Raw genomic sequence first — 17,238 nt, forward strand, 5'->3', positions numbered from 1 at the left:
GCCGACCGGTCCCCTTGTTCGACCGCTGCCGACTGACCGAGACAGTAATACAGCTTTCGGACTGACGTGTCAGTCTTCACTGGTTTCATTCGAATGCTTGACCAAGTAGCCAGGTCTGGGGCAGAATACGCGACCCAGACAGTAATAGCCGTTTGCTGCGACAGCAGTGGGCAATGGCTCGGCAAACGGAAATGCCGTCGAATCAATTCGAATTGATTCGACGGCATTTCACTTTTGCGAGCAATTAGCCTGGTGCACCGATCAGTTCGCGCGCCGCGCGAATATCAGCGGGGCGGCCAATGGCCACCGCGCCGGTCATCCGCCCGTCCCGCCTGCCCAGTACCGCGATATCGGGGGTGCCGGGCACACCGCGCACCTCGAGGTCGTCCCCCGGGCGAATCCGGCCCGCGAACTGGAGATTCAAGCCGTACTGCGTGGACCAGCCCCACGGCACCTGCGCACGGTCGGGCGATATTCCGAGCATCGCCTTCGCCGCGGCCGCGCCCTGCGCCTGCGCGCTGTTCCAATGTTCTTCTCGCACATACACATCGAGTTCGGGATCGAACCGGGCGGCGGCATCGCCGGCGGCGTAGATCCCGGAAATCGAAGTGCGATAGTCCTGGTCGATGAGAATGCCGTCGCCGACCGCCACCCCGGCCGCGTCGGCGAGTGCGATATCGGGCACCGCGCCGATGGCGATCAGCGCCGCACCGGCGCGCCACCGGCGGCCGTCGGAGGCAGTGGCCAGCACCCCGCCGGCGACATCCTCGATATCGGTCAGCACGACATCGGTGTGAATCTCGACCGCATTGTCCGCGTGCAGCTTTCGGAAGAACTCACCGATGGTCTCGGGTGCGACGCGGTCCAGCGGCGTGGGTCCGGCGTGCACGACGGTCACCTGCGCGCCGAGACCGGCCGCTGTCGCGGCGACCTCACATCCGATGAGCCCGGCGCCGACGATGAGCAGCGATCCGTCATCGATGGCCGCGCGGATCGGCGCGATATCGCCACGGCCGCGCAGCGTATGCGCACCCAGCCCGACACCCGGCAGCCGGCGCGGCCGGGCTCCGGTCGCGAGAAGCAGTGCGTCGTAGTCGATCTCGGAATCATCGGTCAGATGCACGCGGGCGCGTTCGGCATCGATCCCGCGCACGGCCGTTGCGGTGCGCAGGTCGATATCCTGCGCGGACCAGAAGTCCGCCGCCTCCAGCAGCATTCGCCGTTCGACGGCCGTTCCGGCCAGCAGTTCCTTCGAGACCATGGGCCGCCGATACGGCAGGCCGCCCTCCGCGCCCAGCAGCACGATCTCACCGGGGTAGCCGGAGCTGCGCAGTGTCTTGGCCGCGGTGGCTCCGGCCACCCCGGCGCCCACGATCACGATTCGCCGCATCACGAGCGACTGACCTCGACCATCTCGAAATCCGCCTTGGCCGCACCACAATCCGGGCAGGACCAGTCCTCGGGAATATCGGCCCAGCGGGTACCGGGGGCGATATCGTCCTCGGGCCAGCCGAGCGCCTCATCGTATTCGAACCCGCACACCAGGCAGCGGAAGAGTTTGAAATCAGTGGTCATGATCGCGTCCTGTTCGATCGGAGCCGGTGGGGGCCGTGGTGGATTCGAAGTCGAGCTTCTCCCGGACACCGCAGTCGGGGCAGCACCACTCATCGGGGACCGCGGACCACGGGGTGCCCGCCGGAAAGCCTTCCCGCGGAGCACCTTTCGATTCGTCGTAGACGTAGTCGCAGACCGGGCAACGGTAGGCGGCCATCACCGGGCTCCGTACCGTGCCAGCACGCGGTCACGCTTGCCCGGCTGGATGTTCACGCGGGTGATATCGCCCTCGTAGTGAGCGATCACCCGCTTGTCCATGACCTTGCGCCACAGTGGCGGAAAGTAAGCCAGGCCGATCATGGAGGCGTAGCCGCTGGGCAGGTTCGGCGCGCCGTCCATACTGCGCAATGTCTGATACCGGCGGGTCGGGTTCGCGTGATGATCGCTGTGCCGTTGCAGGTGGTACAGGAAGATGTTCGTGACGATGTGATCGGAGTTCCAGCTGTGCTCGGGGGTGCAGCGCTCATAGCGACCACTGGCGGTGCGCTGACGCAGCAGGCCGTAGTGCTCGAGGTAGTTCACCGTCTCCAGCAGGGCGAAGCCGTAGACGGCCTGCAGGACCAGGAACGGCAGCACCATCGGGCCGAAGACCGCCGCGAGCGCGCCCCACAGCACCACCGACATGAGCCAGGCATTGAGCACGTCATTGTGGATCGTCCACGGCCGCTTACCCAGTCGCCGCAGCCGCGCCGCCTCCAGCTCCCACGAGGAGCGCAGACTGCCCTGCACACTGCGCGGCAGGAAGGTCCAGAAGGATTCGCCGAAGCGGGAACTGGCCGGATCCTCCGGCGTCGCGACGCGCACATGGTGGCCGCGATTGTGCTCGATGTAGAAGTGGCCGTAGAACGTCTGGGCGAGCGTGATCTTCGACAGCCAGCGCTCCAATTCGTCCTTCTTGTGGCCGAGTTCGTGCGCGGTATTGATGCCGACGCCGCCGACCACGCCGATGCTGAGCGCCAGGCCGATCTTCGAGATCAGACCCAGGCCGCCGTCGATGCCGAGCCAGGCCAGATCGGTGGCCGTCCAGAGGTAGCAGGCGAATCCGAGGCTCAGCAGCTGGAACGGGATATAGGCGTAGGTGCAGTACCGGTAGTAGCGGTCGTTCTCCAGCCACTCCATCACCTCGTCCGGCGGATTCTGGCCGTCCGGGCCGAAGAACCGGTCCAGCAGCGGCAGCAGCACGTAGACCAGAAGTGGGCCGATCCACCACCACACCGGCGCCACGGCCTGCCAGCCCAATTGGTCGAAGGCCCAGACCAGGGCTGCGGCCAGAAAGAGGGCGGTCGGTGCGATCAGGCCGAAGAGCCACAGGTAGCGCTTGCGGTCACGCCACTGCGGCGGCGGGGCTACCGGGGCCGGCTCACTGATTCGAGACGTCGTCATTGTCGATCTCCTTGCCATTTACACTTCTTGACGAAGTGTATTCAGTAGATACACTTCAAGGAAGATTGTCAACGGGCGAGACGAAAGACGAGCTCATGTACCATCGGATCGTGGCTGAAGCGCCGAATTTCCAGACCGAGATGCGCCAACTCCTGCGCGAACGGATCATCGACACCGCGCGGCGCATTGTGTGCGCCGAGGGCTGGGGCGCGGTGAACATGTCCCGCCTGGCCAAGGAGGTGGGCGTCAGCCGCCCGGTCATGTACAAGGAGTTCGGCAACAAACACGAACTCGCCGAGGTCGTCATCCAGCAGGAGGTCGACACCTTCCTGGTCGGCATCGCCGACAGCCTCGCCATCCACCCGGACGATGTGGTCGCGGGCCTGCGTCAGGCCGTCGAATTCACCCTGCGCACCGGCGCGGACAACACCTTGCTCAAAGCCGTCCTCGCCGGGCGAACCGCACCGGACACCGCACTGCTCCCGGTCCTGATGACCGAACCCGAACCGGTCCTCGGCCGCGCGATCGAGGCGGTCGCCGCCATGATCCGCACCCAGTACGAACTCACGTCGCTGCCGGACGCCGAATTGGCCGCATTGACGGAAACCCTTGTCCGCCTGGCCCTCAGCCACCTGTTCCAGCCCACCGGCTCGATCGAGCGGGCCGTGGACCAAATCGGCGTCGTCATCGCGAGCACCATCGCCCCCGCACTCACCGCCGACTAGCGCTGCGGTGCGTTCAGCGGATCCTGCTGCGCACGCAGGAGCTGAAGGCACTCACCGTCGGCTGCATCCCTCGAAGGCGAGGGCGGATGGCCGTCAGGCGGGGAGGTCGCCGGTACGGATGCGTTGCCAGGCGGCGTGGAACAGGTCGGGGAGGGCACGGCGAGGTGTGGATAGGCCCGGGTTTTCGACCGTGTTTCGGAACTGCATCACGAGGTCGTGCAGCGGGAGTTTCCAGAGTTCCATCCCGGGCTTGCCGACCCAGGGGCCGGGCAGGAAGGCGGTGCGGCCCGCGCGTTTACGTTCGTCGCGGAGGAGCAGATTCCGCGTGATCAGGTGCTCCTCGATTGTCTTGTGATGGGCTGTTTTCCAGCCGTTCCAGCGGCGGATATTGCGGTCCGTGGGATCGAGCAGGGTGAGCAGCTGCAGGTACAACGTGGCCGCGTCGGTATCGAGCTGGAGCTTGTCGGCGATATTGGCGACCAACGCCGGGGCGGTGAGCCTCGGGTCGGTCTCATAGCCGCCGGCGGGGAGATCGGCGGCGGTGAGCCGGGCCAGGATGCGGTCGCAGTCCGGGCCGAAAAGCCAATCCACATAGGACAGTTCGCGGTGATAGCGGTCCGTCGTAGCGCGCAGCAGATCGCTGTGGGCGGTGAAACCGTAGTTCGCGGGACGGAAGTGCACTGTCCAGGAGGCGTTCGCGGCATCGTCGGTCCACGCGACCACCAAACCGTCGTCATACAGCCGGCCGCCGTCGGCATCCGTGACCGGACTGATACCGCTCAATTCCGACAGCGCTCCGATCTCCCGATCGTTGGCGTACGTCAGTCGCAGGACGAGGCCCGGATCGCGCAGCCGCAGCCGCAGCAGCTCCAGGGTGCGACGGGCGCCCTCGTGCACCGGATCACTTGCGGGCACATGGGAATACGCCCAACGGCTCGCTTCGATCAGCGGACGCCACGACCTATGGAACAGAAATCCGCGCCCGGCGCCGACATCGGCGAGTCCGTACCTTCCGTTCCGCTTTTCGGCCAGTATTTGCTGCGGTACGACTAGGACCGGCGCGCTGTCCGGCGCTGCGAGGATCGCGCACAGACCCGCACCCGAGGGGCCGAAGACCGTGTCGTTCAATTCCGTTCGCAGCGCAGCGGCCGCGACCCGAGTCGACTCGGGCACGGCGGGACGACGACCGTGGCGGGCGACCCAGGCGTCCGCGGCGCGACCGGCCACCCGCTGCATTCCGCCCGCCTGCCATAGTTCGTCCGGATCATCGGGAAGGATCCGCGCCAACAGTGCGGCGGACTGCTGCCTGCCTTCGAGCTCGTTGAGTTCGCCGGCGCCATCCTCCGCGGCGGCGGGACCGATGCCCAGGATGCGGCGCTGGTCCGCGCTCAGATCCTCCTTCGGGCGCAGGTACCAGCCCAGATAACCGGCGAGGATCAATGCCGAAGCGGCCGGGCTCATTCCGGTGCGCTGCACGAATATCTCCACCGCGACGGCGTCCCACGGCGCTGGGCCCCGTTCCCGGACGGCAGCGACGAAGGCGTGCAATTGCCCGGCGTCACCCCAGCGCGGACCGATGGAGGTGACCTCATGGATGACGCCCAGAGCCGGCGGATCGGCTTCACCCGGGCGCACCGCGACAAAACCGCGGGTGTCGCTGTGTGATTCACCGAGCGCCACCGCGACGCCGCGCGCATCGCCCAGGACGGGCACTGTGGTCTCGACGCGACCGACCAGCAAATCCACTGCCGGATCGGCGAATACGGTGTCGGCCCAGACCTCGAGCAGCGCGAGCAGATACTCACGGTCATGTCCGGAGGTCACCGGGGAGACAGCACGCAAAGCCACCACACCGATGCCCGGCAGCAGATTGGTCCATACGCGATCGCCGGAGGCGTGAATCCATTGATCAGCCGCGGGCGGAAGAGTGCCGCCTCGCAATAGGTTCGACGTGATGCGGATGGCGCGCAACATCTTCGGGCCGGCGGGCTCGTTGTGATAGTGATGGCCGCACACCGCCTCGCCCAGGCTGGTGTAGTCGTCCAGCGGATGCTCCTCGACCGCAGTGGCATCGGGACCCGCCGGTTGGACGGCGTGGACCGCGGAGTGCTCAACGGTCTCGGAATTCGACTCGAGCGGCGAAATACTCTCCGGCACAGCAGCATCCGTGTCGTCGGTGCTGGGCGGACGACTGCGCAGCTCACTCGTCAGCTGCCACGCGGCACGAAACAGTTCCGGCAGAATGACATGCGGGGTCGAGACACCGCGCACCCCTTTGTCGGAGTACCGCTTTTCCAGCGCGTGCAGCTGCCACTTCCAGTCTTCGATGCCCGGCTTGCCGATCCACTTGCCGGGCAGGAAAACTCCGCGCCCCACACGACCACGCTTATCGCGAACGACCAGCCCATTGTCGGCCAGCACGGCCTCAGCGGCCCGGTGCCGGGCGGGCTTCCACCCGTTCCAGAGGCGGATATTGCGATCGGAAGGCACCGTCAATGTCGCCAGCTGCAGGTACAACGCCGCGGCATCGGCCGTCACGCCGAGTTCATTCGCCACCTCGGCCACCAGTGCGGCGGCACTCGATGCCGGGTCGGTCTCGAAACTGCCGTCCGGCAGCACGCCGGAGTCGATGCGCGCGACCATGCGGTCGCATTCCGCACCGAACAGCCAGTCGAGGTAGCGGATCGGGTCGCGGAAGTAGTCCTCCACCATGGCACGGAGATCAGTCGTGCGGTCATCGAGCAGATAGTTCGCGGGACGCACATACAGATCCCATTGCTTGTCCTGATCTCGGGGCTCTGCCACGATCAAGCCGTCGTCGAAGGCGCCGTGGTGCGGCGACTCCGGCCACTGCGCCGACGTACGCCGATGGCGCAGTGATTCGATCGTCCGGTCGGGTATCCACCCCAGGGACAGCAGCATGCCGGGCCGGCGGAGTTGCGCTCGCAGTAGCCGCACTGTCTGGGGGACTCCCGCACGCACCGGGTCTCCGGCGGGCAGGAAAGCGTAAGCCCAGCGGCAGGTTTCGACCACCGAGTGCCATCGGTCGCTGAATTCCCGCACGAGCCCGGTGTTGTCGGTGATGTAGTGCCCACGCTCGTACTGCTTCAGGCGCATCCAGTACGCCGGTCAGGATACGGTCCGAGGCCGGCGCTGCCACGGTGGCGCACAGTCCGGCGGCCGAACGGCTTCCGCCCCGAACCGCCAGCTCCGCCCGGATCACCTCCGCGGCGGCGAGCGTACCTTCGGAGAGCGTGATGCGACGGCCGTAGTGCGCGTTCGACACCTCGGCAATGCGTGCGGCCAGCACACACAGGCCGTCCGGTTCCCAGAGTCGCGCGGGATCCTCCGGCAGCGCGCGGGTGAGAAGTCTTGTCGCGGCGCCGAATTCCTTCCCCAGGTATTCCTCCAGCTCGCGTTTGGCCTCCACGACCTCCGCGGCCGTCACATCGAGAATCGCACGCTGCTGCGCGTTCAGCAGCTCCTGTCGACCGGTCCACTCGATATAGCCGGACAGGACGAGCGCCGCCGCCACCCGGGTCAGGCCGGACATCTCCGAGAGCACCTGACAGGCACGCGGATTCCACGGCGCCGCCCCTCGATCCCGTACCAGCGCGGTGAACTTCAGCAGCTGCGCTGCATCTCCCCAGCCGAATTCGATCGCGCTCAGCTCCTCGGCCGCATCGACCGGACCATGCGACGCCGCGACGAAACGCCTTTCCTTCCAATTTCCCCCGATCGCCACCGAGGTGCGGTCGGCCTCGGCGAGGACGCAGGGACGCTCCCCGCCCGCTCCCACCCACAGCCGTACGGACCGATCCGCGAAAACAGTCTCTGCCCAGATGTCGAGCAGCGCCAGCAGATAGCTCCGCTCGCGCTCGGAGATCAAGGCCGACGCGGCACGCACCGCCACCTCCCCGATGCCGAGAACGTACTTACCCCAGGCCCCGCCTCCGACCGGAAGCCCTCGGCCGTTCAGCAGCTCCGACGCCGTCGGCATGGTCAACTGCGCGGAAGTCAGCCGGATATCGTGCAGCATTCCCCGCTTGGCATGCTGATCCTCCCAGTCGGGTTGGCGGCCCGTCAGCGCCAGCCACAGCTCGCCCGGATGATCCATCGGATGATCGCCGATGACATCCCAGTTATGCGGCGCGGCAAGGTCACTCATCAACTACCCCCGTGAATCGGCAGCCGTCGGCTGCGCTGTCACAGGTATAGAAACATCCGGCACCGACAGGCGCCGAACGGCCGGACCGCCATCGCTGCTATCGAGCGATTACCAGCCGTCCATCATGGACAGGACGCGGAGCATGACCTCGTCCGCACCGCCGCCGATGCTGAGGAGGCGGCTGTCGCGGAAGGCTCGGGCGGTCCAGGTTTCTTCCATGTAGCCCATGCCGCCGTGGATTTGGAGGCACCAGTCGACTACCTGGCGGGTGAGGCGGCCGGCTTCCAGTTTGGCGATGGTGGCCATGCGGGTGACGTCGGTGCCGGACATGTATTGCTCGGCAATGGATTCGGTGTAGACGCGCAGCATGTCCACGCGGGCGGCCAGTTCGGCGTAGGTGTACTGCAGGTATTGGTTCGCGGTCAGGGGGTGGCCGAAGAGTTTGCGCTGGCGGGCGTAGTCGCGGGTGAGCTCCAGTTGCAGGGCGCAGCTCATGGGCGCGCCGTAGGAGCCGAACATGCGCTCCATGACGAACTGCGACATCTGCTGCTGGAAGCCGCGGCCGATCGCACCGATGGTGTTGCGCACCGGAACTCGCACATCGTCGAAGGTGAGCAGACCGGTGTCGGAGGCGCGCATACCGAGCTTGTCGAGCTTCTTCGCGACGCTGAATCCGGGAGTGGCGGTGGGCACGATGATCTGGCTCATACCGCGGTAGCCGCCCTCGTCGGAGGTGCGCACCAGGGTGCAGAGCCAGTCCGCCTGAACGGAATTGGTGATGAACATCTTCGAGCCGTGGATCACCCAGTCGTCGCCGTCCCGGCGGGCGTGGGTGCGAATGCCCGCGACATCGGAACCCGCCTCCGGTTCGGTAACCGCGACGCCGCAGACCATTTCACCGCGCATGGCGGGAGCCAGATACTCCAGTTTGAGCTCATCGCTGCCGTGTTCGTGCAGTGACGGTGTCGCCATGGCGACCTGCACTCCGAATGCCATGGGGAACGATCCGTGCGCGACGCGGCCCATCTCCTGGCACAGCACCATGGTGAACAGGTGATCGGCGCCCTGGCCGCCGTAGGCCGGATCGTATTCCAGGCCGAGCATGCCGAGTTTCGCCATATCGGCGAAGATCTCGTGCAGCGGCATCATCTCGGCACGTTCCCATTCGTCGACGTGCGGATTGATGTTCTGCTCGACGTAACGGCGGACCGTGGCCCGGAATTGCTGATGCTCGCTGCTGTAGTTCACGCCGCGCTCCTTCGTCGATAGAACGAGAGTAACGCTGCGGCACTACCTCAATGTCTCGATCCAGCGACGGGTATCGGCCGGGTCGATGACGTCGTCGAGTTCGAGGACGGTGGCGGCGGTCAGGGCCTTTCCATTGGCGTAGGCCAGTTTCACCAGGTTGTCGAAGGCCCTCTGGCGTTCGAGCGGATCTTCGAGGGCGGCGAGTTCCTTGGCAAAGCCCAGCCGGACGGCGCCCTCCAGGCCCATGCCGCCGATCTCGCCGGTGGGCCAGGCGATCACGAAGCGTGGCGCGCGGAAGGAACCGGCCGCCATGGCCTGTGCGCCCAGGCCGTAGCCCTTGCGCAGGATGATGGTGCCCCACGGCACCGACAGGGCCGCCGCATCGATGAACAGGCGGCTGAACTTCGTGACGGTGGCCTGGGTCTCGGCCTCCGGCCCCACCATGAAACCTGGAGTGTCGCAGAGTGATACGACGGGCAGGCCGTGTGCGTCGCACAGGCGCAGGAAGGCGCTGAGCTTATCGGCGGCGGGAGCGTCGATGGCCCCGCCCAGGTGGTGGCAGTCATTGGCGATCAGGCCGAAGGCACGGCCCTGCACGCGGATCAGGGCGGTGACGACGCCGATGCCCCAGTCCCGGCGCAATTCCAGCACCGAGCCGGTGTCCGCGACGGATTCGATGGCGGCGCGAATATCGAAGGCGCGCAGTCGATCCTCCGGAACGACGTGACGGGACAGGCGCGGATCCGGTGCGGCCCACTCGGACTCGGCCCCCTGGAAGTACGCGAGGTAGCGGCGGGCGATGGCCACCGCCTCCGCTTCGTCGGCGGCGACTATGTGCACCACGCCGTTTCGGCGCTGCACATCGATCGGGCCGATATCTTCGGGAGCGTAGACGCCCAGGCCGCCACCCTCGATCATGGCGGGACCACCCATGCCGATATTCGCGTCCGGGGTGGCGATGACAACATCGCACATCCCCAGCAGTGCGGCATTGCCGGCGAAACAGCGACCGGACACGATGCCGATCAACGGGACCCGGCCGGAGAGTGCGCCCATGGCGCGGAACGTGGTGACATCGAGACCGGAGATGCCCGCGTAGTCGGTATCACCCGGTCGCCCGCCGCCGCCCTCGGTGAAGAAGACGACCGGAAGTTCCTGGGCGGCAGCCAGTTCCAGCATGCGATCGGTCTTGGCGTGATTGCGCATGCCCTGGGTGCCCGCGAGCACCGTGTAGTCGTAGGACATGACGACGACCCGGGTCGCGTCCGCGCCGAAGTGATCGGCATTGACGGTTGCGACGCCCCCGATCAGACCGTCGGCCGGGGTGTTCGCGATCAGGTCCTCCGGGCTGCGGCGCAAACGCTGGGCCGCGACCGCCAGCGCGCCGTACTCGACGAAGCTGTTGTCATCCACCAGATCGGCGATGTTCTGCCGCGCGGTGCGGCGGCCCAGTCGGTGCCGTTTGGCGACGGCCTGCGGACGGGATTCGTCGAGTCCGATCCGGTGCCGGTCGAGCACCTCGGCGAGATCGGGCCGAATCGAATCCAGGTCTACCGCCGCGCTTTCCACGGATTCACCGTCGTGATCGGCCTCGACCCAGACGAGCAGGGGTGCGTGCGGATCGATCACATCGCCCGGACCGACCAGTGGTCGCAGCACCCGCAGCGGCTGTTCGGCACGCACCACATGCTGCATTTTCATCGCTTCGAGGACCGCCACCTCGGCTCCGGCGGCAACGAGCGTGCCCGGCTCCACCACGGAAACCACGGTGCCGCCCATCGGTGAGCGCAGCGCCTGCTCACCCTCCGCCAGATCGGCCGCGGCCGTCGACTCCGGCTGATCGAGGTCCGGGACGTGCACGAGTGCCGGAGCGTAATCGGCTGCCCTGGAAACCAATTCGCTCATGCGCTGTTCGAACCAGGAGGTCGACACCGAACCGGCAGTGACCAGTTCATCGAGCACCGCCCGCTGCACCGCGAGATTGGTTTCGATGCCGACGATCACCGTCTCGGCCAGGGCGTCGGCCGCACGCCGCAGCGCGGCCGGATACGAGGATCCGCGCGTAATCACCTTCGCCAGTAGCGAATCGAATTCGGCGCCCTGCCGCATGCCGCCGAATGCGGCGGTATCCACGCGCACGCCCACACCGGTCGGGGCGGCGAACTGGGTGAGGGTTCCGGTACTGGGCAGCACATCCCCACCGGCGGTGATGATTTCGGCATTCACCCGCGCCTGCACCGCGTACCCGCGCGGTGCGGTCGCCGTCAGCGCCAACTCGGCGAGCGTGCGGCCCTGCGCCAATTCGAATTGGATCGCGACCAGATCCAGCCCGGCCACCTCCTCGGTGACCGTATGTTCCACCTGCAGTCGCGGATTCACCTCGAGGAACCAGGAATCCTCGCCGCTGACCAGGAATTCGACCGTGACCACCCCGCGGCAGCCCACCGATTCGGCCAGCCGCACCGCCTGTTCGTGCAGCCGCTCCCGCAGTGCCGCAGGAAGATTCGGCGCGGGCGCGATCTCCACCAACTTCTGCTGCCGCCGCTGCACACTGCAGTCCCGGTCCCCCACCGCCACCGCGCGCACCCCATCGGCGACGATCTGCACCTCGATATGCCGAGCCTCGCTCACCAGTGCCTCGGCATACACCGCATCATCGCCGAAGCCCGCCAGCGCCTCCGCCCGGCAGCGCTCGAACGCCTCCGCCACCTGCGCCGGATCCCGCACCATCCGCATACCGCGCCCACCGCCACCGGCCGCGGCCTTCACCATGATCCCGTCCGGATGCGCGGCAAGCAGTTCGGCGATCTCCTCCGGCGTGGCCACACTCCTCGTCGCCGGCAGGACCGGCACCCCGGCCCGCTCCGCCGCCGCCCGCGCCGCGACCTTGTCCCCGAACAACCGCAGCACCTCCACCTGCGGCCCGACGAACACCAGTCCCGCCGCCGCGCAGGCTTCCGCGAATTCCGCACTCTCGCTGAGGAACCCGTACCCCGGATGCACCAGCGCGCCCTCCCCCGCCTTCCGCGCCGCCCGCACCACCTCACCGATATCGAGATACGCGGCCGCCCCGCTCCCTGCCAGCCGCACCGCCTCATCAGCCAGCCGCACCACCAGGGCCCCGGCCTCGTCCTCGGTATACACCGCCAGCGTCGCGAACCCGCCCTCCCGCGCAGTCCGCACCACCCGGACAGCCACTTCCCCACGGTTCACCACAACGATGTGCATGCCGCCAGTTTTACCCACAACCCCGCCCGGCGTCGAAGGTAGGGCAGACCCGCACACCGCGAAAGACCTCAGTCGGGGAGTTCGGTGCCTTCGGCGGCGAGCTTGGCGGCTACCTCGTCGGGGAAGACATTGCGGAACAGGAACAGGTCGCGGCCCAGTTTCCAGCCGGGGGCGAGGGCTACGGCGTAGCGCTCGAAGTAGCCGAGCTGTTTGCCCATGAGGATGAGCTGCTGCGGGCCGGAGGCGCCGCGGCGTTTGCCGAATTCCAGCAGGCGGGCGGAGACCACGCCCAGGTCGAGTTTGTCGAGGCTGCCGGACAAAACGGGGCCGAGGGCCACGGCGAGCTGGCGGCCGATGGTGGCGTCGTCGCCGCTGTCGTCGGTGACCATATCGAGTTTGCGGAGGGCGCGGGCCACCGGGCGGAAGTCATTGTCGATGGAGCTGGCGTAGAACAGGGCGCGCACGAACTCGCGCCATTCGGTCTCCATGCGGCCGACAATGCCGAAATCGAGCATGGCCACGCGGCCGTCGTCGAGCAGCCAGAGATTGCCGGCATGCACGTCGCCGTGGAAGAGACCGTGCACCGCAACACTTTCCATCCACGCCTTGACCAGGCGGCGGATGAGCAGTTCGGGATCGGGGTGGACGGCGCGGATATCGTCGAAGCGGTCCAGCGGCATGCCGCGCATGCGCTCCATGCACAGCACACGAGGGCCGCACAGTTCCCAATAGACCTCGGGGACAACAACATTGGCATTGTCGCCGAACGCGGCCAGGTTCTCCCGGGCGCGGGTCTGATTATCGGCCTCGATGAGGAAGTTCAACTCCGCGACGGTCGCCTCGTACAGATCACGCACCACGCCCTGGGTATTGGCGACGCGGGCATTCTCCGAACGCTTCTCCATGGTGCGCGCCAGCCGCATGGCGGCGCGCAGATCCACGATCATGCGCCGGCCGATCTCGGGACGCTGCACCTTGACCACGGCGGGACGGCCGTCGTGCAGGACGCAGGCGTGCACCTGGGCGATGGAGGCGGCGGACAGCGGCTCATCCTCGAAGGACCGGAACAGCTCGGAAATCGGCTTGCCCAGATCGGCTTCGATGATCGAGCGCGCATCGGCGGACGGGAACGGCGCCATATCGTCGAGGCAGCGCAGGCAGGCGTCGGCCAGCTCGCGCGGGAAGGCGCCGGGCGAGGAGGCGATGAGCTGGCCGAGTTTCACGAACATTGGGCCCAGCGACTCGAAACCGTTCACCACGCCCTCGGCCACGGCGCGTTTACGCTTGGCCTTGCGCAGTCCGCCACGCAGCACGCTGCGGGTGACCGCTCCGCCCAGCACCGCGCCGACAATTACCGTTCGCCGCATTTCGGAGAACCCGAACGTGTCCAGATCCGGCCGGATCACCTCGGGCGCCCCCGCTCGCACAGTCATCGGTGAGCTCACGCGCCGCAGTGTATCTCTGTCCCAGCCGGTCGGTCTGCTGTGGTGCCCGTCATAGGTTACGCACCCGTTCAGTGGTTGGGGATGGGTGGCGCACGGTACCGTGGCGGGCTGGGCAGTGATCCGGCTCCACCTGATGTAGGCGAAAGGCAAGACCGAAGTAATGACGGGTACCGCGGAGAAGCTGGCAGAACTGCGCAAGCTCCTGGAGATCGCCGAAGAGCCTTCCGGTGAGAAGGGCATCCAGAAGAGACTTGTGAAGGGCATTCCCAGCGCCCGGGAACGGGCGCGGATGCTGCTCGACGCGGGCACCTTCGTCGAGATGGGCGCGCTCATGCGCCAGCCGGGCAACTCCAACGCCTTCTACGGCGACGGCGTGGTCACCGGCCGCGGCTATATCGACGGCCGCCCGGTTGTGGTGATCTCGCACGATCAGACCGTCTACGGCGGCTCGGTCAGCGAGATGTTCGGCCGCCGGGTGCGCGCCGCGATGGATTTCGCCTACAACAATGCCTGCCCGGTGGTCTGCATCAACGACTCCGGCGGCGCGCGCATTCAGGACGGCGTCGCCTCCCTGGCCTGGTACGCGATCATGTGCCGCCTGCAGGAGGACCTGTCCGGCTATGTGCCGATGGTCGCCGTGATGCTCGGCAAGTGCGCGGCCGGTTCGGTGTACGGGCCCATCAATATGGATGTCCTGGTGGCCACCGAGGATTCGTACATGTTCGTCACCGGTCCGGAGGTCATCCGGGCCGTGACCGGTGCGTCGGTCTCGGCCGAGGAGCTGGGCGGCGCCCGCGCGCTGGAGAAGAACGGCACCGTCCACCACGTCGCCAAGACCGAAGCGGAAGCTTTCCAGTGGGTGCGCGACTACCTGAGTTACCTGCCGACCAGCTGCCTCGAACAGCCGCCGATCGTGAATCCGGGCCTCGAGCCCGAGCTCACCGATCACGACCGTGAGCTGGACAAGTTCATGCCCGATGCCGACAAGGTCGGCTACGACATGCACGACATCCTGCTGCGCATCTTCGACGACGGCGCGTTCCACGAGATCAGCGCCAAGACTTCGGAAAATCTCATTACCGGGTTCGCGCGTGTCGACGGCCGTCCGATCGGTGTGATCGCCAATCAGCCGCTGGTGCTGGGCGGCGCGCTGGACGCGGCGTGCTCCGATAAGGCCGCGCACTTCATCCGGCTCTGCGATGCGTTCAATATCCCGCTGATCTATGTGGTCGACACCCCGGGCGTGCTGCCGGGCGTGGACGAGGAGCGCAATCACGTCATCAAGCGCGGCGGCCGCATGTTCCGCGCGCTCATCGAGGCCTCCGTGCCGATCGTGACCATCGTGACCCGCAAGGCGTACGGCGGCGGTTACGCGGTGATGGGCTGCAAGCAGCTGGGCGCGGATATCAGCCTGGCCTGGCCCACGGCGCGGCTCGCGGTCATGGGCGCGGAGTCCATGATCCCGATCGTCGGCAAGCGGCAGATCGAGGCCGCGGCACCGGAGGACCGGGAAGCGGTGCGGCAGGGCATGATCGACTTCTACAATGCCACCGTCGCCACCCCGTGGACGGCGGCCGAGCGCGGTTATATCGATGCGGTCATCGAGCCCTCCGCGACCCGCCTGGAGATCCGCAAGGCGCTGCAGCTGCTGCGCGACAAGGGCGCGGTGCGCAAGCCGAACCCGCGTAAGCACAACCTGTTCCCGATGTAGGTCGGCACGCACAGCGGGCGCTGCCCCCGGCCGGATCGGCCGGGGGCAGCGTCGAATTCCGGAATGCGTTGAGCGCATTCAGCATTCATTGGGCGCGGGTTCTCCCCGCAATCGCGCGTCGAGCCAGAGCATGGCCTCCGGGAATCCGGTGAACGCGGCGGTGATGTGCTCGCCGAGCACACTGCGATACACCGCGGGCACACCCAGGGCGCACTGTTCTTTGTAGAGGTTCTTCGCACCCTCCGAGGGCACCCAGAATTCCTGCGCACCATTGTAGATGTACAGCGGCACAAGTGATTTGCGCCCATCCATGCGCGTGACGCGGTAGATGTCCTGCGCCAGCGGGCTGTGCAGCGGGTCGGGGAAATCGGCGGCGACATCCAGCGGCAGCTGCAGCACGCCGGGTAGCCCGAACGCGGACATGCACTGATTCTTGTACGCGACCGCTATCCACTGCGCGAGATTGTTCATGTGCGCCAGGATTTCCGGCCGTTCGCGGCCGATGGCGAAGGTGGCGGCGAAGAACACCCCCGAGGCCAGATTCGCGTTCATGCTGCGCGAGAGAATCTCGTAATCGGCGGGCACGCCGCCCATGGCCGCGCCGACCACCACATCGGCCAGCTCCGGTGCGTACTCCGACATGAGTTTCACCGCGCCCTTGGCGGCGATGGATCCGCCCGAGTACCCCGTCAGGCCGAATCGACTGTCCCCGAACTGCTTCGGCATGGACCCGCGCATCGCGCGAATCGAGTCCAGCACCGCGTGCCCGGCCACGAACGGCTCGGCATAGGCCATTCGAGGGCCCTCGTGATCGGGAATGAGCACCGCGTATCCGCGCAGCAGCGGCAGCTGGGTGGCCGGAGGCAGATATTCCGAGAGATTGGTCGCGTCCGAAAAGCCGTGCACCAGCGTGTAACTCGGATTGCAGGTGCGACCGAGCCCATTGATGGGCAGCAGATTGACCACCACCGGCCGCTGCCCCGGGCCCGTCCACGCGCCGGTCGGAATCACCAGCGACGCAATGGCATAGGACGGTGCGCCGTGCGAATCGGTGGTCCGATACTTCAACTGCACCACCTGAACCACCGGCGCGATCACGGCGGGTGCGGCCGTCGCGGTCACATCGCGCCACTGGATCAGCTGCCCGGGGCTGAAATCGTCCAGGTTGGGCGGCCAGTCGTCGATGAACGCGTCACCGATCGGATCCGGCAGCGTTGCCGCGCGCAGGGCGGCGAGTTCCGGCGACAGCCCCCCGCTGTCCACCAGCGGCGTCGCCGGCGCATTGGGCAGCGGGGGCGGCGGTACAACCGCCTCGACGAATTGCTGAAACGCGGGCAGCAGCCCCGAAATCGGCGCACCGGACGGCTGCTGCACCGGCGGTTGCGCATGCGCCACGCCAGCAAATCCGCCTATCATCAAGGCGGCAGCGACGATTCGCAGACAACGGAGCACAACACCCCCACAGGATCAGTAGCTCGGCGGACCTGGCGAGCCTAGACGGGCGTCTACCTGCGACACTCCGACGTAGTCTGTTCGAGTCCACATCGAGACCGGTCCGTGCCGATCCCATTTGCCCGATCCCCGGTCATGTGGATATCGAACGCCTGTTCCCACGATCGCACCTGCCCCGGACCCACCCCGCACCCGGCGAGTCGTCGAGCATTGTGGTCAACCCGTAACAGGCCACCTGACGAGTATCCGTCGCCGCATGTGCTT

The 17,238-nt window shown here is 67.0% G+C and carries 12 protein-coding genes; 2 read left to right on the forward strand and 10 right to left on the reverse strand.

The features are described from left to right. Positions 1-244: 244 nt before the first annotated feature. From OG326_RS28280 to OG326_RS28295, 4 genes are read right to left on the reverse strand one after another with little or no spacing between them, the layout of a single operon-like run. Entirely contained in the window at positions 245-1,390 is a 1,146-nt protein-coding gene (locus OG326_RS28280; RefSeq protein ID WP_327146610.1) for an NAD(P)/FAD-dependent oxidoreductase, read from the reverse strand. Continuing rightward, the gene (locus OG326_RS28285) at positions 1,390-1,575 is read right to left on the reverse strand and encodes a rubredoxin (protein WP_327140162.1); all 186 of its coding nucleotides are present in this window, start codon (positions 1,573-1,575) and stop codon (positions 1,390-1,392) included. Before OG326_RS28285 ends, OG326_RS28280 begins: the two co-directional genes overlap by 1 nt. Beyond that, positions 1,565-1,771, reverse strand: coding sequence for a rubredoxin (locus OG326_RS28290; RefSeq protein WP_327140163.1), 207 nt, complete (start codon positions 1,769-1,771; stop codon positions 1,565-1,567). The genes OG326_RS28285 and OG326_RS28290 overlap by 11 nt, the downstream gene beginning before the upstream one ends. Then, complete coding sequence (locus OG326_RS28295) at positions 1,771-2,997, reverse strand: alkane 1-monooxygenase (RefSeq protein ID WP_327140164.1); 1,227 nt, start codon at positions 2,995-2,997, stop codon at positions 1,771-1,773. Before OG326_RS28295 ends, OG326_RS28290 begins: the two co-directional genes overlap by 1 nt. 110 nt (positions 2,998-3,107) lie before the next feature. On the opposite strand from OG326_RS28295, the gene OG326_RS28300 reads away from it, so the two are divergent. Beyond that, entirely contained in the window at positions 3,108-3,722 is a 615-nt protein-coding gene (locus OG326_RS28300) for a TetR/AcrR family transcriptional regulator (protein WP_327140165.1), read from the forward strand. A gap of 93 nt (positions 3,723-3,815) precedes the next feature. Here OG326_RS28300 and OG326_RS28305 read toward each other — a convergent pair whose 3' ends face one another. The 5 genes from OG326_RS28305 to OG326_RS28325 form a co-directional block, all read right to left on the reverse strand. Beyond that, the gene (locus tag OG326_RS28305; RefSeq protein ID WP_327140166.1) at positions 3,816-6,527 is read right to left on the reverse strand and encodes a hypothetical protein; all 2,712 of its coding nucleotides are present in this window, start codon (positions 6,525-6,527) and stop codon (positions 3,816-3,818) included. After that, positions 6,457-7,890 (reverse strand): hypothetical protein, encoded by a 1,434-nt coding sequence (locus tag OG326_RS28310; protein ID WP_327140167.1) that lies wholly within the window; start codon positions 7,888-7,890, stop codon positions 6,457-6,459. The genes OG326_RS28305 and OG326_RS28310 overlap by 71 nt, the downstream gene beginning before the upstream one ends. 108 nt (positions 7,891-7,998) lie before the next feature. Continuing rightward, positions 7,999-9,138 carry an acyl-CoA dehydrogenase family protein gene (locus tag OG326_RS28315; RefSeq protein WP_327140168.1) on the reverse strand — a complete coding sequence of 380 codons (1,140 nt, stop codon included), beginning with the start codon at positions 9,136-9,138 and terminating at the stop codon, positions 7,999-8,001. Positions 9,139-9,180: 42 nt separating this feature from the next. After that, the gene (locus OG326_RS28320; RefSeq protein WP_327140169.1) at positions 9,181-12,366 is read right to left on the reverse strand and encodes an acetyl-CoA carboxylase family protein; all 3,186 of its coding nucleotides are present in this window, start codon (positions 12,364-12,366) and stop codon (positions 9,181-9,183) included. A 68-nt stretch (positions 12,367-12,434) separates the two neighbouring features. Continuing rightward, entirely contained in the window at positions 12,435-13,811 is a 1,377-nt protein-coding gene (locus tag OG326_RS28325; protein ID WP_327140170.1) for an ABC1 kinase family protein, read from the reverse strand. A 160-nt stretch (positions 13,812-13,971) separates the two neighbouring features. Here OG326_RS28325 and OG326_RS28330 point away from each other — a divergent pair, with 160 nt between their 5' ends. Beyond that, positions 13,972-15,522: an acyl-CoA carboxylase subunit beta gene (locus tag OG326_RS28330; protein ID WP_327140171.1), complete on the forward strand. Its 1,551-nt coding sequence runs from the start codon at positions 13,972-13,974 to the stop codon at positions 15,520-15,522. Between the two features lie 78 nt (positions 15,523-15,600). Here OG326_RS28330 and OG326_RS28335 read toward each other — a convergent pair whose 3' ends face one another. Beyond that, positions 15,601-16,917 carry a lipase family protein gene (locus tag OG326_RS28335; RefSeq protein WP_327140172.1) on the reverse strand — a complete coding sequence of 439 codons (1,317 nt, stop codon included), beginning with the start codon at positions 16,915-16,917 and terminating at the stop codon, positions 15,601-15,603. Positions 16,918-17,238: the final 321 nt, after the last annotated feature.

It is taken from the genome of Nocardia sp. NBC_01327, assembly GCF_035958815.1.
Taxonomy (GTDB): domain Bacteria; phylum Actinomycetota; class Actinomycetes; order Mycobacteriales; family Mycobacteriaceae; genus Nocardia.